At 73.7% G+C, this 23,137-nt stretch carries 23 protein-coding genes; 10 read left to right on the forward strand and 13 right to left on the reverse strand.

Going from position 1 to position 23,137, the window contains the following annotated elements:
• The first annotated feature begins 224 nt into the window (after window positions 1-224).
• A complete protein-coding gene (locus tag ACSNOK_RS13975) occupies window positions 225-602 on the forward strand; it encodes a MazG-like family protein (protein WP_436780960.1) in 378 nt (125 codons plus the stop codon).
• A 100-nt stretch (window positions 603-702) separates the two neighbouring features.
• Here ACSNOK_RS13975 and ACSNOK_RS13980 read toward each other — a convergent pair whose 3' ends face one another.
• From ACSNOK_RS13980 to ACSNOK_RS13990, 3 genes are all read right to left on the reverse strand, one after another.
• Entirely contained in the window at window positions 703-1,845 is a 1,143-nt protein-coding gene (locus ACSNOK_RS13980) for an RNA polymerase sigma factor (RefSeq protein WP_436780981.1), read from the reverse strand.
• 8 nt (window positions 1,846-1,853) lie between these two features.
• Entirely contained in the window at window positions 1,854-2,261 is a 408-nt protein-coding gene (locus ACSNOK_RS13985; RefSeq protein WP_436780961.1) for a YciI family protein, read from the reverse strand.
• A gap of 166 nt (window positions 2,262-2,427) precedes the next feature.
• The gene (locus ACSNOK_RS13990) at window positions 2,428-3,372 is read right to left on the reverse strand and encodes a Gfo/Idh/MocA family protein (RefSeq protein WP_436780962.1); all 945 of its coding nucleotides are present in this window, start codon (window positions 3,370-3,372) and stop codon (window positions 2,428-2,430) included.
• Window positions 3,373-3,480: 108 nt separating this feature from the next.
• Between ACSNOK_RS13990 and ACSNOK_RS13995 the strand changes: the two genes are divergently transcribed.
• Window positions 3,481-4,464, forward strand: coding sequence for a helix-turn-helix transcriptional regulator (locus ACSNOK_RS13995; RefSeq protein WP_436780963.1), 984 nt, complete (start codon window positions 3,481-3,483; stop codon window positions 4,462-4,464).
• 35 nt (window positions 4,465-4,499) lie between these two features.
• Here the strand turns inward: ACSNOK_RS13995 and ACSNOK_RS14000 are convergent, their stop codons facing one another.
• On the reverse strand, window positions 4,500-5,804 hold the full coding sequence (locus tag ACSNOK_RS14000; RefSeq protein ID WP_436780964.1) for an alpha/beta hydrolase family protein: 1,305 nt from the start codon (window positions 5,802-5,804) through the stop codon (window positions 4,500-4,502).
• Window positions 5,805-5,965: 161 nt separating this feature from the next.
• Here ACSNOK_RS14000 and ACSNOK_RS14005 point away from each other — a divergent pair, with 161 nt between their 5' ends.
• A complete protein-coding gene (locus ACSNOK_RS14005) occupies window positions 5,966-6,670 on the forward strand; it encodes an HAD family hydrolase (RefSeq protein WP_436780965.1) in 705 nt (234 codons plus the stop codon).
• A 57-nt stretch (window positions 6,671-6,727) separates the two neighbouring features.
• Here the strand turns inward: ACSNOK_RS14005 and ACSNOK_RS14010 are convergent, their stop codons facing one another.
• Together ACSNOK_RS14010 and rox are read right to left on the reverse strand one after the other, a co-directional pair.
• Complete coding sequence (locus ACSNOK_RS14010; RefSeq protein WP_436780966.1) at window positions 6,728-7,294, reverse strand: glycoside hydrolase family 25 protein; 567 nt, start codon at window positions 7,292-7,294, stop codon at window positions 6,728-6,730.
• Between the two features lie 114 nt (window positions 7,295-7,408).
• Window positions 7,409-8,893: a rifampin monooxygenase gene (gene rox, locus ACSNOK_RS14015; RefSeq protein WP_436780967.1), complete on the reverse strand. Its 1,485-nt coding sequence runs from the start codon at window positions 8,891-8,893 to the stop codon at window positions 7,409-7,411.
• A gap of 413 nt (window positions 8,894-9,306) precedes the next feature.
• On the opposite strand from rox, the gene ACSNOK_RS14020 reads away from it, so the two are divergent.
• Complete coding sequence (locus ACSNOK_RS14020) at window positions 9,307-9,555, forward strand: DUF397 domain-containing protein (protein ID WP_436780968.1); 249 nt, start codon at window positions 9,307-9,309, stop codon at window positions 9,553-9,555.
• A 43-nt stretch (window positions 9,556-9,598) separates the two neighbouring features.
• On the opposite strand, the gene ACSNOK_RS14025 is transcribed toward ACSNOK_RS14020, so the two are convergent.
• Together ACSNOK_RS14025 and ACSNOK_RS14030 are read right to left on the reverse strand one after the other, a co-directional pair.
• Window positions 9,599-10,750, reverse strand: coding sequence for a hypothetical protein (locus ACSNOK_RS14025; RefSeq protein ID WP_436780969.1), 1,152 nt, complete (start codon window positions 10,748-10,750; stop codon window positions 9,599-9,601).
• 65 nt (window positions 10,751-10,815) lie between these two features.
• Window positions 10,816-12,315, reverse strand: coding sequence for an NAD(P)/FAD-dependent oxidoreductase (locus tag ACSNOK_RS14030; protein ID WP_436780970.1), 1,500 nt, complete (start codon window positions 12,313-12,315; stop codon window positions 10,816-10,818).
• A 346-nt stretch (window positions 12,316-12,661) separates the two neighbouring features.
• Between ACSNOK_RS14030 and queC the strand changes: the two genes are divergently transcribed.
• The 4 genes from queC to folE are packed head-to-tail and all read left to right on the forward strand — an operon-like array spanning window position 12,662 to window position 15,163.
• Window positions 12,662-13,357, forward strand: a complete 696-nt coding sequence (gene queC / locus ACSNOK_RS14035; protein ID WP_436780971.1) for a 7-cyano-7-deazaguanine synthase QueC — start codon at window positions 12,662-12,664, stop codon at window positions 13,355-13,357.
• Window positions 13,354-13,797, forward strand: a complete 444-nt coding sequence (locus ACSNOK_RS14040) for a 6-pyruvoyl trahydropterin synthase family protein (RefSeq protein WP_436780972.1) — start codon at window positions 13,354-13,356, stop codon at window positions 13,795-13,797. Before queC ends, ACSNOK_RS14040 begins: the two co-directional genes overlap by 4 nt.
• The gene (locus ACSNOK_RS14045) at window positions 13,794-14,522 is read left to right on the forward strand and encodes a 7-carboxy-7-deazaguanine synthase QueE (RefSeq protein WP_436780973.1); all 729 of its coding nucleotides are present in this window, start codon (window positions 13,794-13,796) and stop codon (window positions 14,520-14,522) included. The genes ACSNOK_RS14040 and ACSNOK_RS14045 overlap by 4 nt, the downstream gene beginning before the upstream one ends.
• A 2-nt stretch (window positions 14,523-14,524) precedes the next feature.
• The gene (folE, locus tag ACSNOK_RS14050; protein ID WP_436780974.1) at window positions 14,525-15,163 is read left to right on the forward strand and encodes a GTP cyclohydrolase I; all 639 of its coding nucleotides are present in this window, start codon (window positions 14,525-14,527) and stop codon (window positions 15,161-15,163) included.
• 117 nt (window positions 15,164-15,280) lie between these two features.
• Here folE and ACSNOK_RS14055 read toward each other — a convergent pair whose 3' ends face one another.
• Together ACSNOK_RS14055 and ACSNOK_RS14060 are read right to left on the reverse strand one after the other, a co-directional pair.
• Window positions 15,281-15,979 (reverse strand): NAD(P)H-dependent oxidoreductase, encoded by a 699-nt coding sequence (locus tag ACSNOK_RS14055; RefSeq protein WP_436780975.1) that lies wholly within the window; start codon window positions 15,977-15,979, stop codon window positions 15,281-15,283.
• Between the two features lie 57 nt (window positions 15,980-16,036).
• Window positions 16,037-16,336 carry an ArsR/SmtB family transcription factor gene (locus tag ACSNOK_RS14060; RefSeq protein ID WP_436780982.1) on the reverse strand — a complete coding sequence of 100 codons (300 nt, stop codon included), beginning with the start codon at window positions 16,334-16,336 and terminating at the stop codon, window positions 16,037-16,039.
• A 186-nt stretch (window positions 16,337-16,522) separates the two neighbouring features.
• Between ACSNOK_RS14060 and ACSNOK_RS14065 the strand changes: the two genes are divergently transcribed.
• Window positions 16,523-17,368 (forward strand): alpha/beta fold hydrolase, encoded by an 846-nt coding sequence (locus ACSNOK_RS14065; RefSeq protein ID WP_436780976.1) that lies wholly within the window; start codon window positions 16,523-16,525, stop codon window positions 17,366-17,368.
• Window positions 17,361-17,915, forward strand: coding sequence for a TetR/AcrR family transcriptional regulator (locus ACSNOK_RS14070; protein WP_436780977.1), 555 nt, complete (start codon window positions 17,361-17,363; stop codon window positions 17,913-17,915). The genes ACSNOK_RS14065 and ACSNOK_RS14070 overlap by 8 nt, the downstream gene beginning before the upstream one ends.
• Here ACSNOK_RS14070 and meaB read toward each other — a convergent pair.
• From meaB to mutA, 3 genes are read right to left on the reverse strand one after another with little or no spacing between them, the layout of a single operon-like run.
• Complete coding sequence (gene meaB / locus ACSNOK_RS14075; RefSeq protein ID WP_436780978.1) at window positions 17,890-18,918, reverse strand: methylmalonyl Co-A mutase-associated GTPase MeaB; 1,029 nt, start codon at window positions 18,916-18,918, stop codon at window positions 17,890-17,892. The genes ACSNOK_RS14070 and meaB overlap by 26 nt on opposite strands.
• 16 nt (window positions 18,919-18,934) lie before the next feature.
• A complete protein-coding gene (gene scpA / locus ACSNOK_RS14080; RefSeq protein WP_436780979.1) occupies window positions 18,935-21,127 on the reverse strand; it encodes a methylmalonyl-CoA mutase in 2,193 nt (730 codons plus the stop codon).
• Window positions 21,124-22,989, reverse strand: a complete 1,866-nt coding sequence (gene mutA / locus ACSNOK_RS14085) for a methylmalonyl-CoA mutase small subunit (protein ID WP_436780980.1) — start codon at window positions 22,987-22,989, stop codon at window positions 21,124-21,126. The genes scpA and mutA overlap by 4 nt, the downstream gene beginning before the upstream one ends.
• Window positions 22,990-23,137 lie beyond the last annotated feature (148 nt).

Genomic DNA, 23,137 nt, shown 5'->3' on the forward strand with positions numbered 1-23,137 from the left:
GAAGGGGGCGGGGGCGCCGCGGTGTCGCACCGGCACCCGTGCGGGGGCGCGGGCGCGGGCGCGGGCGCGAACGAACGCCGCGAGCGCGGAGGTTCGGGCCGGCCCGCGGCCGCGTATGGTCGGCGCGGCGGGAGCCGATGCGGGAGGATCCGCTCGGCGAGCGCGCCGGGGCGGAAACCGGTGAGACGCCCGCAGTCGTCCCGACAAGCCGAGAGGGGTGGCCTGTGCCGTCCGGCCACGACAGTGAATCCGCCCTGTGGGCCGCGGCCCGCCGTTCCGCCGACGCGCTGGACGCTGTCAACGGCACCAGTGCCCACGAGACGGCACTGCGGCTGCTGAAGATCGGCGAGGAGGTCGGCGAAGTCGTACAGGCGTACCTCGGCATGACGGGCCAGAACCCGCGCAAGGGCGTCACCCACGGCCCGTCGGACGTGGCGGCGGAGCTGTGCGACGTCATCCTCACCGCCGCCACCGCCCTCCACCTGTTCACCGACGACCCACCCGCCACCCTGGCCTCGCACGCACGGCGGGTGCGGCGGCGGGTGGAGCAGTGGCCGGGCGTGGCGGCACGGGAGGCGGGGGACGGCACGACACAGGGGTGACCGTCCGACGCCGCGCCGGTCTCCCGCCGTGGGCCGACGGCCCCGGCGGAGGACGGGCGGCCGGTCCGTTCCCCCGCGCGCACCGCTCCCGGGGCCCTCGTCAGCCCCGGCGTGCGTTGAGCCGGGCGGCCTGGCGGGTCAGGTGGTCGCGTTCGGCGAGGTTGGGGGCCTCGTGGGCAGCCTCGGCGTACAGCCGTGCCGCCGTCGGCAGGTCGCCGTCCCGCTCGTGGAGGTACGCCGCCACCGCGGTGTGGCGGGGCACGGAGGCGTCCACCGCGGCGAGGGCCGCCAGGCCGGCGCGCGGTCCGTCGGCCTCGCCGACCGCCACCGCGCGGTTGAGCCGGACGACGGGACTGCCGGTCAGGCGCGCGAGTTCGTCGTACCACTCGACGATCTGCGTCCAGTCGGTCTCCCCGGCGGTGGGCGCGTCCGCGTGGAGGGCCGCGATGGCGGCCTGGGCCTGGAACTCGCCCAGCCGGTCGCGGGCGAGGGCCGCCTGGAGGATCGCGACGCCCTCGGCGATCAGGCGGGTGTCCCACCGGCTCCGGTCCTGTTCGGCGAGCGGTACGAGGCTGCCGTCGGGCGCGGTCCGGGCGGCGCGCCGGGCGTGGTGGAGCAGCATGAGGGCGAGCAGCCCCGCCGCCTCGGGGTGGTCGACCGCTTCCACGAGCCGCCGGGTGAGCCGGATGGCCTCGGCGGCGAGGTCGACGTCACCCGAGTAGCCCTCGTTGAAGACCAGGTAGAGGACGCGCAGCACGGTGGCGACGTCGCCGGGCCGGTCGAGCCGTACGCCGGAGACGGTGCGTTTGGCCCGGCTGATGCGCTGCGCCATGGTCGCCTCGGGCACCAGGTACGCCCGGGCGATCTGGCGAGTGGTCAGCCCGCCGACGGCGCGCAGCGTGAGCGCGACGGCGGACGACGGGGTCAGCGACGGGTGGGCGCACAGGAAGTAGAGCCAGAGGGTGTCGTCCGTCGCGGGCGCGGGTCCGGGCGCCGGCTCCTCGTCGACGAGGCTCTCGCGCCGGCGGCGGGCGGCGTCCGCGCGGCCGGCGTCGAGGAACTTGCGCCAGGCCGCGGTGACCAGCCAGCCCTTCGGGTCGCGCGGCGGATCGGCCGGCCAGACCCGGAGCGCCTCGACCAGCGCGTCCTGCACGGCGTCCTCGGCCGCCGCGAAGTCGGCTCCGCGGCGGACGAGGATTCCGAGCACGCCCGGGATGAGGCGCCTGAGCAGGGCCTCGTTCATCGGGGAAGTCACTCTGTGACGGTGGGCGGCTCGGCCAGCACCGGGCGCACCTCAAGCCACTCGTGGATCGGCTTCCCACCCGCCCCCGGGGCGGCCGACAGTTCCCCGGCCAGCTCGACGGCGCGCTCGCGGCTGTCGACGTCGATCACCATCCAGCCGGCGATGAGGTCCTTGGTCTCGGCGAACGGACCGTCGGTGACCGGCGGGCGCCCCTCGCCGTCGTACCGGACCCACATCCCCTCGGGGGCGAGCGCCTGGCCGGAGACGAACTCACCGGACTCCTCCAGCCGGGCCGCGAAGTCGTGCATGAACCGCACGTGCGCCGAGATCTCCTCCGGCGTCCACTGATCCATGGGCACGTCGTTGACCGGCGCCGGAGCGCCGCGGTAGTGCTTCAGGAGCAGGTACTTGGCCATGGTGTCTCCCCTGGGTGCTCGTCGCGGCCCATTGTGGTCGCGTTCACTACGGGGACGGAGCCGATCCCGGTTTCTCGACATCACCGTCCGACTTTTTTCCGGGCCGTTCTGTCCTCGGACTCGCGGATGGTGGTGCGGGGCGGCGGTCCGGCCCCGGGGGGGTGGTTCAGCGGGTGCCGTTGACCTTCGTGTCGAGGTCGAGGGTGAGGCGGAGAGCGTCGAGGACGCTGCTCGGGGCGATCCGGTTCTCGGCCTTGCCGGCGAGGACGTCCATGACGTGGCCGATCATGGCGGTGTACTGGTCGGCGGGCGGCAGGTCGAGTTGGTGGGCGCCGTCGGTGGTGTAGGCGGTGACGGTGCCGGTCGGTTTGCCGTCGAAGCCCATCGTGGAGGCGGCGTCCAGTACGCCGTTTTCGAAGGCCGCGGTGTAACCGCCGCGGGCGCCCCACGCCTTGGGCATCAGGGACGAGACCGAGCTGCGGGCCGCGGCCCCGTCGAAGCGGAAGGTCGCGTCGATCGCCCCGGAGTTCTCGTCACGGGCCACGGTGGTCACCGTGAGGTCCTGGGGCAGGCCGAGGGTGCGGGTGATGATGTCCATGTCGCTGTGCATCGCCTCCAGCGGCAGCACCTTCAGCCCCAGGGAGGCGCCCGGCCACAGGTGCGCGGTCTGGTTCCACAGGGTCAGCTGCTCCAGCCGCCCGTAGGTGCCGTCCCGGACGGCGTCGAAGAGGGCCTGGTTGGCGGGGATGAACCGCTCGAACATGTCCACGAACACATACTTGTCGCCGCCCGCGGCAGCTTCGGCGACCCGTTGGGCGTCCTCCAGGTTGTCGGCCAGCGGCAGCTCGACCAGCACGTGCTTGTCCGCTTCCAGGGCGCGCAGGACGTACTGGGCGTGCAGGGGAACGGGCAGGCAGATGTCCACCAGGTCGAACGAGGCGTCCTCGAACGCGGCGTCCATGTCGGTGGAGGCGGCGAACCCGAACCGGCCGGCCGTCTTCCCGGTCTTCTCCGGGTCGCGGCCGAACATCACCACCTCCACGTCGCCGCGAGCGGCGTAGACGGCGGCGTGCGCCTGACCGAAACCGGTGCCCAGCAGTGCGATCTTCATCGTTTCTCTCCGAGGTGTTGTGAGGAGTTTTGCCCGCGAGGGCATGCCGTTGACGTTAAAAGCCTTTTAGGACAGCTCTTGTCCGTAAAGAGGGGCAATCTGGACGGCATGACCAGCGACCTCCCCGCCCGGATGCTCCGCCTGCTGTCCCTGCTGCAGACTCGCCGTGAGTGGGCGGGCGCCGAGCTCGCCGAACGGCTCGGCGTCACCACGCGTACCGTCCGCCGAGACATCGACCGCCTGCGCGAGCTGGGCTACCCCGTCGAAGGCACCACCGGTCACGCCGGCGGCTACCGCCTCGCCTCCGGCACCGCCATGCCGCCGCTCCTCCTCGACGACGACGAGGCCACCGCCACCGCCGTCGCCCTGCGCACCGCCGCCGGCCACCTCACCGGCATGGAGGAGACCGCGCTCCGGGCCCTGGCCAAACTGGAGCGGATCCTGCCCACCCGGCTGCGCGCCCAGGTCGCCGCCCTCCAGCAGGCCACCGCCGCCATCGGCTGGGAAAGCCGTGGTCCGCGCGTCGATCCCGAACTGCTCGCCGCGCTCGCCGTCGCCTGCCGGGACCACGAGACCGTCACCTTCGGCTACACCACGCGCGGCGGCACCACCGCGGCCCCCCGCCGCGTCGAGCCGCACCGTCTGGTCTCCTCGGGCGGCCTGTGGTACCTCCTCGCCCACGACACCGGCAAGGACGACTGGCGCGTATACCGCCTGGACCGCATCACCGGCCTCGGCCCCACCCGCCACCGCTTCACCCCCCGTCCGATCCCCGGCGGCGACCCGGCCGCCTACGTCGCCGCCAAGATCGCCGGCGCGCCCGCCCGCCACCGCGCCGTCGCCACCGTCCGGGCCCCGGCCGAGACCGTCCGCCGCCGCACCGGGGCCCTGCCCGACCGTGTCAGGGCCATCGACGAGAACTCCTGCACCGTGGACTGCTCCGGCGACGACCTGCCCGGCATCGTCCGGCACCTCGTCGCGCTCGACGCCGAGTACACCCTCGACGCCGACCCGCGGGTCGGCGACTGTCTCCGCCGGGCCGCCGAGCGGCTCCACCGCGCGGCCGCGCCACGGGAGGAGCCGCCCGGGTGACGGGGAGCGCGACCGCCCCGGCCGCCCAAGGCCCGTCAGCCCGGCTGCGCCCGGAAGGGCGAGCACCCGCCCGCCGACGGCCCGCCGTGTGCCGCGAGGAAGGCGAGCACATCGCAGATCGACCGGCCCAGCACGTCGTCGTGCCCGCTCCCGGGATACGTCCGCTCGGTGACCGAAGGCGAGCCGAGGGCGCGGAGGTTGCGGGCCACCTGGGCCGTCCAGGCCGGCGGTACGTCCTGGTCGGCACCGCCCTGGACGATCAGGACGGGAGCGTGGACGGCGGCCCGGTCCGGGTTGCCGTAGGCGGCCATCTTGCCTCCCACGGAGGCCAGTTGAGCGCGGTCGAGGGGCAGGGCCTGCTCCGTCGTGGTGTGCCGGAGGTCCGGGTGGGGTGCGGTGAGGCACTCCTCGAAGACCCGGCGCGCCGTCCTGGTGGCCGTCGGGCCGAGCAGCCGGGGCAGGTCGACGGAGGGGTCGGTGGTGCTCAGCCCGGCCAGGGAGTAGAGGGCGAAGGCCAGGCTGCCCGGCTGGTGGGCGGCGATGACGCCGGGCAGCATCGCGTCCAGGTGGCTCGCGGGGGCGACGGCGACGGCGCCCCCGAACCGCGTCCCGGGCGCCCGGCCGGCCGCGCGGGCGGCGAAGAGGGCGGCCTGGCCGCCCTGGGAGTGGCCGACGGCGAACCAGGCCGGCGCGAGGTCCGGGAGCAGCCGGCGCGCGGCGGTGACGCTGTCGACGACCGCGTTGCCCTCGTCCGGGCCGACCAGGTAGGTGTGGGTGCCGGGGGTGCCGAGCCCGGGGTAGTCCGTGGCGACCACCGCGTAGCCGGCCTTCAGGAAGGCGCCCGCCTCCTGGGCGTACACCGCGTACCCGAGGTCCGCCGCCTGCGACGGCGCGCACGCGTCCGCGATGCCGGTGGTGCCGTGCGCCCAGGCGAGCACGGGCCGGCCGCCCGGGGGCGCGGCGCCTTGGGGGACGAGGACGGTGGTGCTCACGGCGACGTCCTCGCCGTGCGCGTCGGCGGAGTGGTGGAGGACGGTCCAGCGCTCCGCGGCTCCGGTCCGGGGGTCGGGGCCGTGCCGGGTGGCGGCGATCGGGGTGCCGGGCGGGGCCTTGGGCAGGGGCCGCGGCACCCGGTAGGTGTGCCCGTCGAGCCGGACCTCGGCCAGGGACTTCCCGGCGCCTCCGCCGGGGTCCGCGCCGCGTGGCGGGTCCGAGGCGCCGGCCGAGCAGGCCGCCGCGGCGAGCGCGACGGCGGTGGCCGCGGCCAGCGGCCAGGCGGGCCGGCGCCGCCGCGTACGACGGCCGCGGCCGGATATGTCCCCGGGGCTGGTTGTCCTCACGGCGTGCGTTCCCTCCGCCTGGGCGATGCCCCCGGCGCCCAGCGTCCCACCCGGCCCCGGGCCCCGCAGGGGGCGTCGCCCGGACGGGTGACGGCCGGGCCCCGGCGCGGCGGCGCGGCGCGGGGTTCCCGGTCCTCCGCACGCCTGGCAGGCTGCCGCCCATGACAGTGACGGGTGTGCTGTTCGACTTCTCGGGAACCCTCTTCCGCGTCGAGTCCCCCACGGCCTGGTCGCGCCACGCGGCGGACCGCCTTGGGCTGGCCCTGGACGACGACGAACTCACCGGCCTCGCCGCCGCCCTGGCGGCGGCCGGCGCCCAGCCCGGCGGTCCGCCGCCGCGGACCGTTCCCCCGCGCCTGGCCGGCGCCTGGGCCCACCGCGACCGTTCCGCCGCCGAGCACCGGGCGGCCTACCTGGGGCTCGCGCGCGAGGTGCCGGTACCGGACGAGGGGCTGTACGAGGCGCTGTACGCGCGCCACATGGAGCCCGACGCGTGGCTGCCGTACCCGGACGCGGCCGGCGTCCTCGCCGGCCTGCGGGAGGACGGGATTCCGGTCGCGGTGGTGAGCAACATCGGCTGGGACCCGCGTCCGGTCTTCCGGGCGCACGGCCTGGACGCGCTGGTGGACGCGTACATCCTCTCCTACGAGCACGGCGTGCAGAAGCCGGACGCACGGCTCTTCCGCACCGCGTGCCAGGCGATCGGGCGGCGGCCCGAGGACGTCCTGATGATTGGGGACAGCGCCGCGGCCGACGGCGGCGCGGCGGCGATCGGCTGCGCGGTCCGCCTCGTCGAGGCCCGGCCGGTGGCCGAACGCCCGGACGCCCTGCGGCGGGCCCTGGACGCGGAGCGGGCCGTGACCTGACACGCCCATGGCCCGCGCCGCGCCGAGGACCGGCCCGCACCCCGCCTCACCGCTCGCTCAGCACGGGTCACGCGCCTCCCGCCGCGCCCAGGCCCGCAGCTCCGCACGGTCGGCGAACCGGGCGACGTTGCGGTCCAGCCCGCCGGACGTGCCGTACTGGTGGAACGTCCACGGGTGCCGTACGGCGGGCCGGCCGGCTGCGTGGTCGGGGTCGGCGATCCAGAGCCCGTCCCCCGCGCGGCTGGTGGTGTCGCGGTGGAACCAGAAGTCCCGGTTGCAGTACAGGACGACCCGGTGCCCCGGCGCCTTCGCGCCCACCCGGGCGAGCCAGCGGTCCTTGTCCGCGCAGGAGACGCCGGCCTCCTCCCAGTCGAGGGCGAGGACGTCCCCCGCTCTCAGCGCGATCTTGCCCAGGAACCGGTCCGCCTGCGCGGACATCGATCCCGGTGTGACGTAGTGGTAATAGCCCACCACAAGCCCGGCCTTGCGGGCCCGCTCGCGCTGCGCCACCCACTTGGGGTTGGTGTACGACATGCCTTCGGTGACCTTGACGAAGGCGAAGTCCTGTCCGGCGACGGAGTAGTTCTCGCTCTGGTAGCTGCTGACGTCGACACCATGGATCATGACGGGCTCCTAGCGGCGTGACACGTACACGCCAGGTACATGCCCGATTACCCACCGTGTCAACAGTGCGAGCCGGCCACAAAGCGATACCGATCGCGCGGCCGCGAACCCGCCTCACGCGGCGGCGGCTGCCGGATTCCCGGCGGGGGTCGCGGCATCGCCGGAACTCGCGGCGCCGAACCACCGGGACAGCCCGTCCCGCAACTCCCCCTGGTCGTCCCCGACCCAGGCGACGTGCCCGTCCGGGCGCAGCAGCACCGCCGGCACCTCCCGTCCGTCCAGCTCCTCACTGACGTCGACGACGTGATCGACGCGGTCCGCCCAGCCCTCCACCGAGAGCCGGCCGGTCTGGTCGAGCAGCAGCCCCCGGCCCCCGCGCATCAGCTCGTAGAGGCGGCCGTTCTCCTTCAGCGGGACGTCACGCAGCCGCCGGCCGAGCAGATCGTGGCCCTCGCCGAAGTCGTAGCGGACCCCGACCGCGGTGATCATCTCGGTGATGTACCGGTTGACCTCCTCGAAGTCCATCAGCTCCGAGAACAGCTCCCGCAGCGCGACCGCGCCCGGGCTGGTTCCCAGCAGGGTGATCTGGGCGCGGGTGTTGGCCACGACGCGGGCGCCGACCGGGTGCCGTTCGGCGTGGTAGCTGTCCAGCAGGCCCTCCGGCGCCCAGCCGGCGACCTCGGCGGCCAGCTTCCAGCCGAGGTTGAACGCGTCCTGCACACCGAGGTTGAGCCCCTGGCCGCCGGTCGGCGGGTGGATGTGCGCGGCGTCGCCGGCGAGCAGCACCCGGCCGGAGCGGTAACGCTCGGCCTGCCGGGTGGCGTCGCCGAAGCGGGAGAGCCAGCGCGGCGAGTGCACGCCGAAGTCGGTGCCCGCGACCTCCCGCAGCCGCTCCTTGAACTCCTCCAGGGTCGGCGGCTTGATCCGGTCCTCCGACACGTCGGCGGCGGGCACGATGACGCGGAACGTCCCGTCCCCGTTGGGGACCGTCCCGAACCGCAGCTGCGTCTTCTGCACTTCCGCGACGACGGCGGCGACCGTCTCGGGGTCGTCGGCCACCTCCATGTCGCCCAGCAGCGTCTCGACGGTCGCGGGCTCGCCGGGGAAGGCGATGCCGGCCAGCTTGCGCACGGTGCTGCGGCCGCCGTCGCAGCCGACGAGATAGCGCGAGCGCAGGCGCGTGCCGTCCGCGAGCTCGACGGTCACCCCGTCCTCGTCCTGCTCCAGACCGACGACCTCGTGGCCGGGCCGGAGGTCCGCGCCGAGTTCGAGCGCGCGCTCCCGGAGCAGCCGCTCGGTGGCCGGCTGCAGGGTGGAGAGGCCGTACGGGTGGCCGGTGTCCAACCGCTGCGGCCAGGGCTTGGCGATGCCCCCGAAGAGCCCGCCGACCTGGAACGTCTCACTGACCGCGAGGAACCGGTCCAGCAGGCCGCGCTGGTCCATCACCTCGACGCTGCGGGTGTGGAGGCCGCGCCCGCGCGTCTCCTTGGTCGGCTCGGACAGCCGCTCCAGCACGACCACGTCCACACCGTGCAGTCGGAGCTCGCCGGCCAGCATCAGCCCGGTCGGTCCGCCGCCGACCACGATTACGTCGAACATCCCCACGCCCCGTTTCACAAGATCGTCGTACCCCCGGGGCGCTTACCCCGCCCCGGCGACCCGGCTGACGGAGCGTCAGGTCTTCTGACGTTTCCGCAGGTCCGGGCTTCGAGGGGAGATTCTGCGGTATGACCGGGGCCTTGCCGCAAGGCCCCCTGTGCGCTATAAGTTGAGAGTGGCGAGGAGCGTGGATCTCCTCGTTTTTCTCTTTCCCGCCCCGGCTCACCGGGCGGCCCGCTGATGGCGGCCCCGGCGAGCGTGTGGCCTACCCAGCGGGCGCCTTCTCGGGGAGGCTGACGGAAGGGAAGGCCGAAGCGGCCTCCTACGCCCGGCCCACGATCGACTTCGCGCCGAAGCACTGCCGCCGGACGACCCGGCGGGCCCGATCAGGCGCGTAGGGGAGGAGAGTCACCGTGACCCGCACGCCCCCGCCCGCACGCGACACCGTCGCCTGGCGCAAGTCCAGCCACAGCGATCCCGTCGGGAGCGCGTGCGTCGAGGCATCCGACCGCTTCGCCGACAGAGTGCTCATACGGGACAGCAAGAATCCCGGCCGAGCGATTCTCATCTTCCCCCTCGCCTCGTGGCACGCCTTCACCACCGCCCTGTCCCTGCCGGAACGCCTCCGCGACGGGGTCTTCCCCAGGACCGACGGCGGCTGACGCGATCGGCCGGGCGCGCCCGCCCGGCCCCGCTCCCGCCGTTTCACCGTGGAGGCGCGTGGACGAACTGCGGCACGGGCGGGTAGCCGTTGAAGCCCACCAGGGCACTGGTGGCGCAGTACGCGCCGGTCGACCAGATGGCCACCCGGTCACCGGCCGCCAGGCCGACGGGTGCCCGGTAGGAGTCGGCGGCCGTCAGGGAGTCGAGGGAATCGCAGGTCGGTCCGCAGAAGGTGACCGGCCGGACGGCGCGGCCGTCCGGATGGCCGGGGTAGGTGATCCGGTATTCGATGCCGCAGAGGTTGTCCAGGAGACCGGCGTTCCACAGGCCGGCGTCGAGGACGACGTAGGTGCCCCACGGGCGGCGGACGACGGCCTTGACGGAGGCGGTGGTGACGCCGGCGTCGGCCACCAGGGCCCTGCCGGGCTCGATGACGAGCTCCGGCTGGTGAGGCGGGGGGAAGTGCGCGTCGACGGCGGCGAGGATCACCCGGGCGTACGTCTCCACCGAGGGTGTCCTCGACCGGTAGGTGCCGGGCATGCCGCCTCCGAGATTGAGGCGGGGGACGTCGACGCCCCGGCGGCGCAGTCGCCGGGCGACGCGGGCGGCGCTGCCCACGGCTCGTTCCCACTGCTTGGGATCGCTCTGCTGGCTGCCCACGTGCCAGCTCAGGCCGGCCACGTCCAGCCCTCGCGCGGCCGCGAGGAGGGCCAGTTCCACCGCTTCGGTCTCCGGGCAGCCGAAGCGCCCGCCGAGGGGGATCGCGGCACCGGTGACGTGCTCCTGTGCGAGGCGGAGGAACACCGACGCCGCGGGACGGGCGGCGGCGAGACGCTCGATCATGGCGGGGGTGTCGGCGGTGAAGACGAGGACGCCCCTGTCCCGCGCGTGGGCGAGCTCGTCCCGGCCGGCGAACGCGTTGGAGCACGACAGGCTCCGGGGCGGGCAGCCCGCGCCGAGGGCGCGCTCGATCTCCAGTGGCGAGACGACGTCGAAACCGCTGCCGCGGCGGGCGAGAGCCGACAGCAACTCGTCGTCCGGGCGCGCCTTGACGGCGTACTGCACGCGCACCCGGCCCCGGAAGGCGGCCAGCAGCCTGTCGTAGGCTCCCAGGGCCTCGTCGACGTCGAAGCCCGCGCAGGGGGTGGGGTGCCGCTCGTCGGCGGCGAACCGCTCCAGCCATGAGCCTGCCACGTCCGTCGTTCTCCAACCGTTGTGCGGGACGTCCTGCCGCGGCCGGGCGGCGGACGGATGGCCGTTCAGCCGCCGTGGTGGGCGTGTGCCGCGCGCAGGTAGCGGCGGAGGCGGTCCAGGGCCCGCGGATCGTCGGCGGTGGGGTCGAGGAACTGGGGGTCGACGACCTCCGGGGGGAGCGCGACGGGGTGCTCCAGGCTCTCGTAGAACCGTTCGACGCGCCGTCGGGCCCACTCCTGGAGCGGGGTGTGGTCGAGCCACCAGGGCATGCTCATGCCCTGGTCGTGCATGGTGTCGGCGGCGTGCCGGGCGGTGTCGGCGACGGCTGCCGCGACGGTCATGACCTGGATCGGCATGCGCTCGGGCGCGAAGTGGGCGAAGGGCGACTCCCGGGCGGTGGCCGGATCGTCGAGGAGTGCCGCCACGACGTGCCGGGCGATGGCGGGGCTGCTGTGGAAGCCGTCGCGGTAGGTACCGGTCACGAGGAACAGGCCGGGCACGGAGCACGGCCCGATCAGGGGGAAGCAGTCCAGGGCGATCGGACGGGTGCCAGTCGTGCAGCCGTTCAGGTAGGAGACGGCGAGTGACCGGTCGACCTGCTCCGCGGCCTGCCGCAGCATGGTCTGGGCCAGACCGAGATACACACCGGGCGCGGGCCGCACGGTGATGACGTTCGTCGCGCCGATGTACTGTTCGTCCTTCCGCGTCAGCGGCACCACGTGGAGGCCGCACGTACCGGCGCGGTTGGGGGTGCGGATCACGTACGGCCCGCGCGGTCCCGTGGTCGGTTCCCGTTTCACCCGCACGGCCAGGCCGGTGCCGTGCAGCACCGGGGGTACGGCCCCCGGGGGCAGCACCTCCTCGGCGAGAGCGCCGGCGGCCACGCCCGCGGCGAGCACCACCGTCCCGGCTGCCCGTACGCGGCCGTCGTCCAGCCGGACGCCGGTGACCGCGCCGCGGGAGCCCACCTCCAGGGAACGCACGGTGGCGTCCACCGTTTCGACTCCCCGCCCGCGCGCCGCCTTTTCCAGGGCGGCCACCACGGCCCGGGCGTCCACGGCGCCCTCCCGTGGCAGGAACAGGGCGCGGAAAGGGCGGTGGCCGAGATGGGGTGACAGCCCCTCGACGGCGTCGGGCGCCGGCAGTTCGTGCGGTTCCCCGTGTGCGGTGACGGCCTCGCACATCGCCGTGAAGTTCTCCCCGGCGATCCGTCCCGAGCTACTGCCCATGACGACGACGGTGCCTTCGCTCCAGGACGCCCGTACCGCGGCGGATTCAGGGCCGCCGAGGTCCTCCTCCAGGGCGGCCAGCCAGGGGGGCCACAGCTCCAGGGCCTCCCTGGCGACGGCGAACCGGGCTTCGGCCGCGGCGTGGAGCCGGGTGTAGCGGGTGACTTCGCCGAAGCAGTTGAGCATGGCACCGGCGGCCGTGCTCGCGCTCCGCGGCCGGCCGGCGGGGCCCACGACCGCCACCCGGATCTCCGGTGCCCGGCGGGCGAGTTCGAGCGCCACCGACAGCCCCACCGATCCGTTGCCGACCACCACCACGTCCGTCAGGCGTCGCAAGATCGCTCCTCGTCGCGAGAGGCGCTCCCGATCACCTATACGGGAGCCGACAAGGAGTCTCTTTTCCCCTGAAAGGCGGAAAGAACGTGATGATGACGGCCTCTCCCCGTTCGGATGGCCTGTCGCACACCCGTCCGGACTCCGGAGCCCGGCCGCCGCCAAAACCGGAGCCGGAGCCGCAGCCGGCGACGAATCTCCCCCTCACGCCTATACCACCCGAACGAGTCATTACGGCCTTTTGGGTGTTTGTGGTGCTATGGCAAGTATCCGGATGCGCAGGACCGGGGGCCGGCTCCGCCCAGCGGACCCCCTTCGCCCCGCGCGGTCGTCTCGGAGAGGTCACGCCATGACCACCAGGCCGCTCGCCGTGCTCGCCTTCTCCGGCGGCATGGACTCGACGACGCTCGCAGCCCACTACCGACACCGGGGTTACGAGCTCCTCCTCCTGTCCTTCGACTACGGGCAGCGGAACGTACGCGAGTTGGAAGCCGCTCGCCGGATCGCGCGTCACTACGCGGCGGAACACCACATCGTCGACCTCGCCACCGTCGGGGCGCTGCTGCCGGGTTCGGCGCTCACCGACCGGACCGTTCCCCTTCCGACGGCCCGCGTTCCCGAGGAGGCGCGGCTCAGCACGGTCGTCCCGAACCGGAACGCGATCCTGGCCAACATCGCCGTAGCCGTGGCCAGTGCCCGACGGGCCGCCCTGGTCGCACTCGGCATCCAGGCCGGAGACCGCGCACTCTCCCCCGACTGCCGTCCGGACTTCCTCGACGCGCTCCGCAGGTGTGTCACGGCGGCCTTGGACGGCTTTCCGACACCCGCGGTGGAGGCTCCTTTCCTCGGCATGGGCAAGGCGGAGGTCGCCCGGATCGCCGACGCGCTCGGGGCCCCTCTCGCTCTTTCCTGGTCCTGCTTTCAGGGGGGCGAACTGCACTGCGGTGAGTGCGGCCCCTGCGTGAAGCGCCATCACGCCATGACCGAGGCGGGAATCACCGACCCCACCGCGTACGAGACCGAGTTCTGGAAGGAGACGGCATGACGTATGCCGTGACGATCCGCCACAACTTCGAAACAGCTCACCGTCTTCCGCATCTTCTCGGCAAATGCATCTCTCTTCACGGCCACAGCTGGTGGGCGGAGATCACGGTCCGCGCCCCCGATCTGTCCGACGGGCTGGTGGTGGAGTTCGCACCTTTCAAGAAGCGTCTCCGGTCGTGGATCGACGAGCATCTGGACCACGGCACGATGCTCGGTCCGGAGGATCCGCTCGTCCCGGTCCTCCGCTCCCACGGTGTCAAAGTGTTCGAGGTGCCGGGGTGGCCGACCGTGGAGAACGTCGCCGCGCTCCTGGCCGGTATGGCGAGCAGGACGCTTGCGGATCTGCGGCACGCGCCGGGAGCCCGGGTGGCCCTCGTCCGGGTCCGGGAAACGCACGTCAACTCCGCTGCCTGGCAGGCCGATCACGAGGCGGCGGTGTGAGCGGGACGCGTTCCGCCGGGGTGGCCGGAACGCTCGTCTGCGCGGAGACGTTCGGGCCCACCGTCCAGGGGGAAGGCCCCTCGCTCGGACGGCGCGCGGGCTTCGTCCGTCTCGGCGGCTGCAACCTCCACTGCCGCTGGTGTGACACCCCCTACACCTGGGACGCCTCGCGCTTCGACCTTCACCGCGAGCTCATACGCACTCCTGTCACCGACATCGCCGCTCGGGCTCTGGCCGGCGATCCCGCCCTGGTGGTCATCACCGGTGGTGAGCCACTGCTGCACCAGCGCCAGTCGGGATGGGCGCAGTTGCTGCGCCTGCTCACCGAGGCGGCCGTGGACATCGAAGTCGAGACCAACGGAACCATCGCTCCCCGTCGGATGACCGTGGGCGCCGTGACACGCTTCAACGTCAGCCCGAAACTTCCGCACGCCGGCGATCCGGAAAGCGCGCGGATCCGGCCGGCGGCGCTTGCCGTGTTCGGCGGGACCAAGCACGCGATCTTCAAATTCGTCTGCCGTACCGCCTCGGACGTACGACGAGTCGCCGCCTGCACGGCGGCCTGGGATGTGACGCCGGACAGGGTGTGGATCATGCCCGAAGGCAGGACCCCGGCCGAACTCGACCGACACCTCGCCGAGCTCGCGGATCCTGCCATCGCATCGGGTTTCAACGTGACCACCCGGCTGCACATCCACGTCTGGGGCGACGAAAGGGGACGCTGATCATGTCCGACGCCTACGCCGTTTCCCCCACCATTCCCCCCGGTATTCCCCCGGAAAGCGCACCCGCGGCCTTCTGCCCGGCCGACGCGTACACGGCCGGGCTGCGCGCCTGGCTGACCGCCCGCGGTATCGACCCCGAAAGTCCCGCGGTCGTCGACACACCGGCCCGGGTGCTGCGGGCACTGACCGAAATGACCGCCGGATACGACGAGGATCCCGGCAAGCTGCTCGCCTGCACGTTCCCCGTCGACCATTCCGGTGCGCCCATCGTGGTGACGGGAATTCCCTTCGCGTCGCTGTGCGAGCATCACCTGCTGCCCTTCACGGGAACAGCGGACATCGCCTACCAGCCCGTGCCGGGCGCCCCTGTGGTCGGCCTGTCGAAACTCCCCCGTGTTCTGGACGCCTACGCCCGCCGCCTCCAGACCCAGGAACAGCTCACCCACCAAGTGACCACGGCACTCGACACCCATCTGCGAAGCCGCGGCGCGGCCTGCGTCATCCGTTCGGAACACGGCTGCCTGGCCCACCGCGGCGCCCGCAAGCACGGCGCGGTGATGGTCACCGCGAGCTACACCGGCCGGTTCCTCGACGACCTCGACGCCCGCGCCGAGCTCCACCGCCTGATGTCGTCGGACTGAAGGCGGTGTCGCGGAGCTCCGCCCGGAGCGCGGAAGACGTCCGCCCGGCCGACCCCGCTCGGCGCCTCCAGGCCGGTCCGGACGGGTTCCGGCCAACCTGCCCGCCACGCGACGGGCTCAGGCCGCCGCCGCCCGGACCTCCGCCGCGTCCCGACGGCCGTCGCCGAGCGCCGCGAACGCCTCCCGGACGGCCTCCAGCGCCGCCTGGCGGTCGGCGTCGGTCGCGTGGGCCGGCCCGTAGGTGACGACGGGCGGCAGCACCTCGTAGCCGACGAACTCCAGCATCCCGCGGCGGATGTGGTACAGGAAGTCGTCCATCGCCCCGAACGAGCCGCCCTGGGCGAAGGATTCCGCGGAGCCGCCGGTGGTCACGAGGACCATGGCCCGCTTGCCGCGCAGGGCGCCCCGGTCGAAGAGGCCGTGGTCGCCGCCGAAGACCGCTCCCATGGCGAAGACGCGGTCCACCCAGCCCTTGAGGATCGCCGGCACCGAGAACCACCACAGCGGGAAGGACAGCACCAGCAGGTCGGCTTCGAGTACCGCGTCCAGGTGGGCGCGCACCTCGGCGGGCAGGGTGCCTTCCCTGACGGCCTTCCGCTGCTCGGCCTGCGGCTTGAAGTGCCCTTCCACGGGCCCGAATTCATGCCGGTCGAGGACCGGAGCCCAGCCGTCGGCGTAGAGGTCCACCACCCGCACGGAGTGCCCGGAGCGGCGCAGTTCCTCGGCGGCGACCCGCATCTGGGACGTACTGAAGGAGCCGGGCTCGGGGTGGGCGTGCACGATCAGGGCGGACTTGGTCGATGTCGTCGCATCCATGCCACGATCGTATCGCAATATTTCGATGTGTCGATGTCTTTTGCGGGTTCCGGTCGGTCAGAGCTGGTCGCCGATCGCGTCCGACAGCCGCCGCAACCGCCCCTCGTCCCGCCGGTAGTGCGTCCACTTGCCCACACGCGTGGAGCGGACCAGCCCCGCCCGCTCCAGGGCCGCCATATAGGAGGAGACGGTCGACTGCGCGAGCCCGCTCTTGGCCTGGATGTGACTGACGCACACCCCGACGGTCCGGCGGTCCGCGATCGGCTCGTACTCCGCGAACTCCCCCTCCGGGTCCCTGAGCCACCGCATGATCTGGAGCCGCACCGGGTTGGCCAGCGCCTTGAACGCCTCCACCATCTCCTCGGCCCGCACCGCCGCCTCGTCGCCCACCGGCACACTTCCTTCCCTCGGATCCCGCTCGCGGATTCCACCCGTTTCCGGACACCACGGTATCCGGGACACCCCGCCGCCCTGGCCGGCACTTGCCGGTCAAAGCTAACTGCATTAGCTTTACGGCTAACGACATAAACCACCGGGGGAGCCATGACCGAGTCCACGACCGCGTACCTGACCGTCCACGGCAGGCGGATCGCCTACGACACCGCGGGCGAGGGACCGCTCGTCGTCCTCGCGCACGGGATGGGGGACAACAGGAGCGCGTACCACGACGTGGCCGCCGGGCTGGTGGCGGCCGGGCACCGGGTCGTGCGGGTCGATCTGCGGGGGCACGGCGCGTCGGACGCGGACTGGGAGGGGTGGTCGCGGACCGACGTGGCGGGCGACCTGCTGGCGCTCGTACGACATGTGGGCGGGCCGGCCGTCGTCGTCGGCCACTCGTTCGCGGGCGGGGCCGCCGTGATCGCCGCGGCCGAGGAGCCCGCCCTCGTCAGCGCCGTCGTGGGCATCGGGCCCTTCACCCGCGCCCAGCGGCTCGACGTACGCGGCCTGCTCTCCAACGCCCGTTACCGCAAGGGGGTCGCCCTGCTCATGGGTGCCGGGGTACTGCGCAGTCCAGGGCTGTGGAAACGGTACCTCCGGCACGCGCACCCCTCCGGCGTCGAGCCCTCCCGCCTCGCCGCCCTGGAGGCGGACCTGCGCCGGCCGGGCCGGATGGCCGCGGTGGCGCGGATGGGCCTGTCGGCGCCCACCGACGCCGGGGCCCGGCTCGCCCACGTCCGCTGCCCGGTCCTGATCGTCCAGGGCAGCCTGGATCCGGACTGGGCCGACCCCCGCGCCGAGGGCGAGGGCATCGTCGCCGAACTCCCCGCCGGCATCGGACGGTTGGAGATGATCGAGGGCGCCGGGCACTACCCGCACGTCGAGTGCCCCGACCGCGTCACCGCCGCCGTGCTCGCCTTCCTCGGCCTCGGGGAGGGCGTCCGTGCCTAGGGCCGCCCTCTCCCCCGACGCCGTCGTCGACATCGCCCTCGCGCTCGTCGACGAGGCCTCCCCCGCCGCCCTGACGCTGTCCGCCGTGGCGGCCCGGGCCGGTGTCGCCACGCCCTCGCTCTACAAGCACGTCCGCAACCTCGCCGAGCTGCGCGACCTGATGTCGGCCCGGATCCTGGACGATCTCACGGACGAGGTCGGCCGGGCCGTGCTCGGCCGCTCGGCGGACGAGGCGATCCGCGCGCTGATGCTCGCCTGGCGGGACTGGGCGCTGCGCCACCCGCACCGGTACGCGCTGCTCGTGCAGCGCCCGGAGCCCAGGACGGCCGAGGCCGGGGAGCGCCTGCTCGGCATCGTGTTCGCCGCGCTCCGCGCCTACGGCCTGGAGGAGTCGGCGGCCGTGCACGCGACCCGCTGTCTGCGGGCCGCGCTCCACGGCTTCGCCGTGCTTGAGGCCGAGGGCGCGTTCGGGCGCCCCGAGCGGCTGGAGGAGAGCTTCGACCTGCTGATCCACATGGTGGTCAGCGGTCTGCGGGCTCCTCGTTGACGCCGGGGTCCTCGGCGGCGACGCCCCGGAACGCCCCCAGGATCCGCTCCGCCGCCAGCGTCGCCGTCAACGTGCCTTCCCTGAGCCGCCGTTCGATGTCCGGCGTCACCGCGCGCACCCCCGGGTGAGCGTGCAGCTCCCCCAGGAGCTGGTCGCGGACCATGCCCCACGCCCACTCCACCTGCTGCTCGCTGCGCCGCCGGGCCAGTTCGCCCGTGGCGTCGAGGACGCGGCGGTGCTGCTCCAGGCGCTCCCACAGCACGTCCAGGCCGGTGTTCTCGCGGGCGCTGCACGTCAGGACGGGCGGGTTCCAGGCGGCGTCGGGCGAGCGCAACAGTCGCAGCGCTCCGGCGAGTTCACGGGCCGCGGACTTCGCGTCGCGCTCGTGCGGGCCGTCGGCCTTGTTGACGGCGACGAGGTCGGCCAGTTCGAGGACGCCCTTCTTGATGCCCTGGAGCTGGTCGCCGGTGCGGGCGAGGGTGAGCATCAGGAAGGTGTCGACCATGCCGGCGACGGCGGTCTCGGACTGCCCGACGCCGACGGTCTCCACCAGCACCACGTCGTACCCGGCCGCCTCCATCACCACGATCGTCTCGCGGGTGGCCTTGGCGACGCCGCCGAGCGTCCCCGCCGTCGGGGACGGCCGGACGAACGCGGCCGGGTCGACGGCGAGGCGCTCCATACGCGTCTTGTCGCCGAGGATGCTGCCGCCCGTGCGCGTCGAGGACGGGTCGACGGCGAGCACGGCGACCCGGTGGCCCAGCCCGGTGAGCATGGTGCCGAGGGCGTCGATGAACGTCGACTTGCCGACCCCGGGCACGCCCGTGACGCCGATCCGCCGTGCCGCCCCCGCGTGCGGGAGCAGCTGGACCAGCATCCGCTGGGCGAGTTCCCGGTGGTCGGCGCGGGTGGACTCGACGAGGGTGACGGCGCGGGCGATGGCCGCGCGCTTCCCGTCGAGGACCCCCTTGACCACCGCGTCCAGGTCGATCGCGCGCGCCATCAGCGGGCCGCCCGGCTCACAGCTCGTGGCCGAGGGCCCCGGCGAGGGTCCTCAGCAGGTCGTGGGCGGCGTCGGGGATGACCGTGCCGGGCGGGAAGACGGCGGTCGCGCCCATCTCCAGCAGCGTCGGCACGTCCTGCGGGGGGATCACCCCGCCGACGACGATCATGATGTCCTCGCGCCCCTCCTCCGCCAGGCACTCCCGCAGCGCCGGCACCAGCGTGAGGTGGCCGGCGGCCAGCGACGAGACGCCGACGACGTGCACGTCGGCCTCGACCGCCTGCCGGGCGACCTCCGCCGGCGTCTGGAAGAGCGGGCCGACGTCGACGTCGAAGCCCAGGTCGGCGAAGGCGGTGGCGATCACCTTCTGGCCTCGGTCGTGCCCGTCCTGGCCCATCTTGGCGACCAGGATGCGGGGCCGGCGGCCCTCCTCCCGCTCGAACGCCTCGACCAGCGCGCGGGTGCGCTCCACGCCGGACGACGGTCCGGCCTCCTGCCTGTACACACCGGAGATGGTACGGATGCGGCCGGCGTGGCGCCCGTACACCTTCTCCAGGGCGTCGGAGATCTCGCCGACGGTGGCCTTGGCGCGGGCCGCGTTCACGGCGAGCTCCAGCAGGTTGCCGTCACCGCCGGCCGCGCGGGTGAGCGCGTCGAGCGCGTCCTGACAGGCGCGTTCGTCCCGCTCCTCCCGCAGCCGCCGCAGCTTCTCGATCTGCTGCGCGCGGACCGAGGTGTTGTCGACCTTGAGGACCTCGATCTGCTCGTCGCTGTCCACGCGGTACTTGTTGACGCCGATCACCGGCTGCCGGCCGGAGTCGATGCGGGCCTGGGTGCGGGCCGCCGCCTCCTCCACACGCAGCTTGGGGATGCCGGCGTCGATGGCCTGGGCCATGCCGCCCGCCGCCTCGACCTCCTGGATGTGCTGCCAGGCCCGCCGCGCGAGATCGTGCGTCAGCCGCTCCACGTACGCGCTGCCGCCCCACGGGTCGATCACCCGGCAGGTACCGGACTCCTGTTGCAGCAGCAGCTGGGTGTTGCGGGCGATGCGCGCGGAGAAGTCCGTCGGCAGGGCGAGGGCCTCGTCCAGGGCGTTGGTGTGCAGCGACTGCGTGTGCCCCTGGGTGGCGGCCATCGCCTCGACACAGGTGCGCGTGACGTTGTTGAAGACGTCCTGCGCGGTCAGCGACCAGCCGGAGGTCTGCGAATGGGTGCGCAGGGAGAGGGACTTGGGGCTCTTGGGGTCGAACTGCTTCACCAGCTTCGCCCAGAGCAGCCGCGCCGCCCGCATCTTGGCGATCTCCATGAAGAAGTTCATGCCGATCGCCCAGAAGAAGGAGAGCCGCGGCGCGAACGCGTCCACGTCCAGCCCCGCCCCGAGACCGGCCCGCAGGTACTCGACGCCGTCGGCGAGGGTGTAGGCGAGCTCCAGGTCGGCCGTGGCGCCGGCCTCCTGGATGTGGTAGCCGGAGATGGAGATGGAGTTGTACCGAGGCATCCGCCGCGAGGTGTACGCGAAGATGTCGGAGATGATCCGCATCGACGGCTTCGGCGGATAGATGTAGGTGTTCCGGACCATGAACTCCTTGAGGATGTCGTTCTGAATGGTCCCGGCCAGCTTCTCCGGCGGTACGCCCTGTTCCTCCGCGGCGACGATGTAGAGCGCGAGGACGGGCAGCACGGCGCCGTTCATCGTCATCGAGACGCTCATCTTGTCCAGCGGGATGCCGTCGAAGAGCTGCCGCATGTCGTAGATCGAGTCGATGGCGACGCCCGCCATGCCGACGTCGCCGGTGACGCGCGGGTGGTCGCTGTCGTAGCCGCGGTGGGTGGGCAGGTCGAAGGCGACGGAGAGGCCCTTCTGGCCGGCCGCGAGGTTGCGGCGGTAGAAGGCGTTGGACTCCTCGGCGGTGGAGAAGCCGGCGTACTGCCGGATGGTCCACGGCTGGTTGACGTACATCGTCGGGTACGGGCCGCGCAGGTAGGGCGCGATGCCCGGGTACGTGCCGAGGAAGTCGAGACCGTGCAGGTCGTCGGCGGTGTAGAGGGGCTTGACGCCGATGCCCTCCGGGGTCTCCCAGAGCAGGTCGTCGGCGCTCCGGCCGGTGCTCTCCTTCAAGGCGGCCCGCCACTGCCCGGCGTCGGCGGGGGACCGCGCCCCGGCGTCCGCCGGTTCGAGGTCGATGCGGGAGAAGTCGGGGATGCTCATCGCGCCACTCCGAGATGGTCGAGGAGGGAGGAGAGGAGGGCGACCGCGTCGCCGCCGGCGGAGACGAAGGCGTCGACGCCCGCGCGCTCCCAGTCGTCGCGCCGGTCGCCCGGGCGGCCGGCGAGCAACACCCGCGTGGCACCCGCCGACTTGAGGGCGCGGGCGACGTCCTCGGCCTGCTCGGCGTAGAGGGCGTCGGACGAGCAGAGGCAGGCGACGGCGGCGCCGCTGCGGCGGAACGCGTCGGCGGCGGTGTCCGCGTCGACGGTGACGGGATCGTGGACGGGCTCGACGCCGCCCGCCTGGAAGAGGTTGGCGGCGAAGCCGGCCCGCGCGGTGTGCGCGGCGGCCGGGCCGAGGGCCGCGAGGAAGACGCGCGGCCGGGCGCCGGTCGCGGCGAGGTGGGCGTCGGACCGGGCGCGCAGCGCCTCGAACGCCTCGTCGCGGCGGACGCGCGGCAGGCCGCCGGCGGGCCGGGCGGGCGCGGGCCGCCGCTCGACCGGCTGCTCGGCCAGGTGCGGGAACTCGCTGACGCCGGTGACCGGTTCGCGGCGCGTGGCGAGCCGGCGGGAGCGGTCGGCCCAGGTCGCGGCGAGCCGCTCGCCGATCATCCCGGACCGCAGGGCGGCCTCCTGGCCACCTGCCCGTTCGATCTCCTGGAACCACGCCCAGGCGGCGTGCGCCAGTTCGTCGGTCAGCCGCTCGACGTACCAGGAGCCGCCCGCCGGGTCCACGACCCGCGCCAGGTGCGACTCCTCCAGCAGGATCGACGAGGTGTTGCGGGCGATGCGGCGGGCGAACGCGTCGGGCAGGCCGAGCGCGCTGTCGAACGGCAGGACGGTGACGGCGTCCGCGCCGCCGACGCCCGCGCCGAGGCAGGCGACGGTGGTGCGCAGCATGTTCACCCACGGGTCGCGGCGGGTCATCATCACCGAGGAGGTGACGGCGTGCTGGCGCTGCGCGCGGGCGGCGGGGGACGCGCCGCAGACCTCGGCGACGCGGGCCCAGAGCCGGCGGGCGGCGCGCAGGGCGGCGATGGTGAGGAACTGGTCGGCGGTGGCGGAGAGGCGGAACTCCAGCTGTCCGCACGCCTCGTCGGTGTCCAGCCCGGCGTCGGTGAGGGCGCGGAGGTAGGCGACGCCGGTGGCCAGGGCGCAGCCGAGTTCCTGCGCGGTGGAGGCGCCGGCCTCGTGGTACGGCAGGGCGTCGACGACGAGGGCGCGCAGCCCGGGGAACTCCCGGGCGCAGCGCACCGCGAGGGCGGTGCCGGGGCCGTCGGCGCCGGTACGGGCGAGGGTGCCCAGCGGGTCGATCCCGAGGTTGCCGGGGACCGTGCCGGGCCGGACGCCCCGCTCCTCGTACAGCTTCAGCAGGGCCTCGCCCGCGCTCTCCGCGTCGGCACCGGCGTCCAGGACGACGGGCGCGAGGTCGAGGTAGACGCCGTCCAGGGCGGTGGCGAGGCCGTCGACGGGGATGCCGGCGGGGCCGACGGTGAGCCAGAGGGAGGTGACGCCGTTCTCCAGGTCCGCCAGGACGGCTTCGTTGGCGCGGCGGGGGTCGGGGTCGGCGTGGAGCTGGCGTACGTCCCAGCCGGTGACCGCCGTTCCCTCGGGGCGTCCGCCTCGGACGAACGGCGGGAAGCCGGGGAGGCCGGGGTCGGCGGGCGCGTCGTCGGCCGTGTAGAGGGGCCGGGTGCGCAGGCCGTCCTGGAGTGCGGTGGCGAGCGCGTCCTCCGCCGCCGTCCCGGTGGCTTCCGTGCCCGTCTTGCGCAGGACGCCCTCGACGAGGCGCTGCCACTGCTCGCGGGTCGCGGGCGGGAATTCGGCGGCCAGGGAGAAGCCTTCTTCGGGCAGGACCGTCATGGGGGGAAGGCTAGGGGGTCGGGCGCGCCGCGCAGCAGAGGACAGGGCTGTGACCTTGGCCTCTTCACAGCGCGGGCGGGGCCGCGGGTGTGCCGGTGGTGCGCGGGGGCGTGCCGGGGCGGGTGGAGGCGAACGGGGCGGGGGGGGC

This window comes from Streptomyces sp. URMC 126, from assembly GCF_051386555.1.
Lineage (GTDB): Bacteria > Actinomycetota > Actinomycetes > Streptomycetales > Streptomycetaceae > Streptomyces.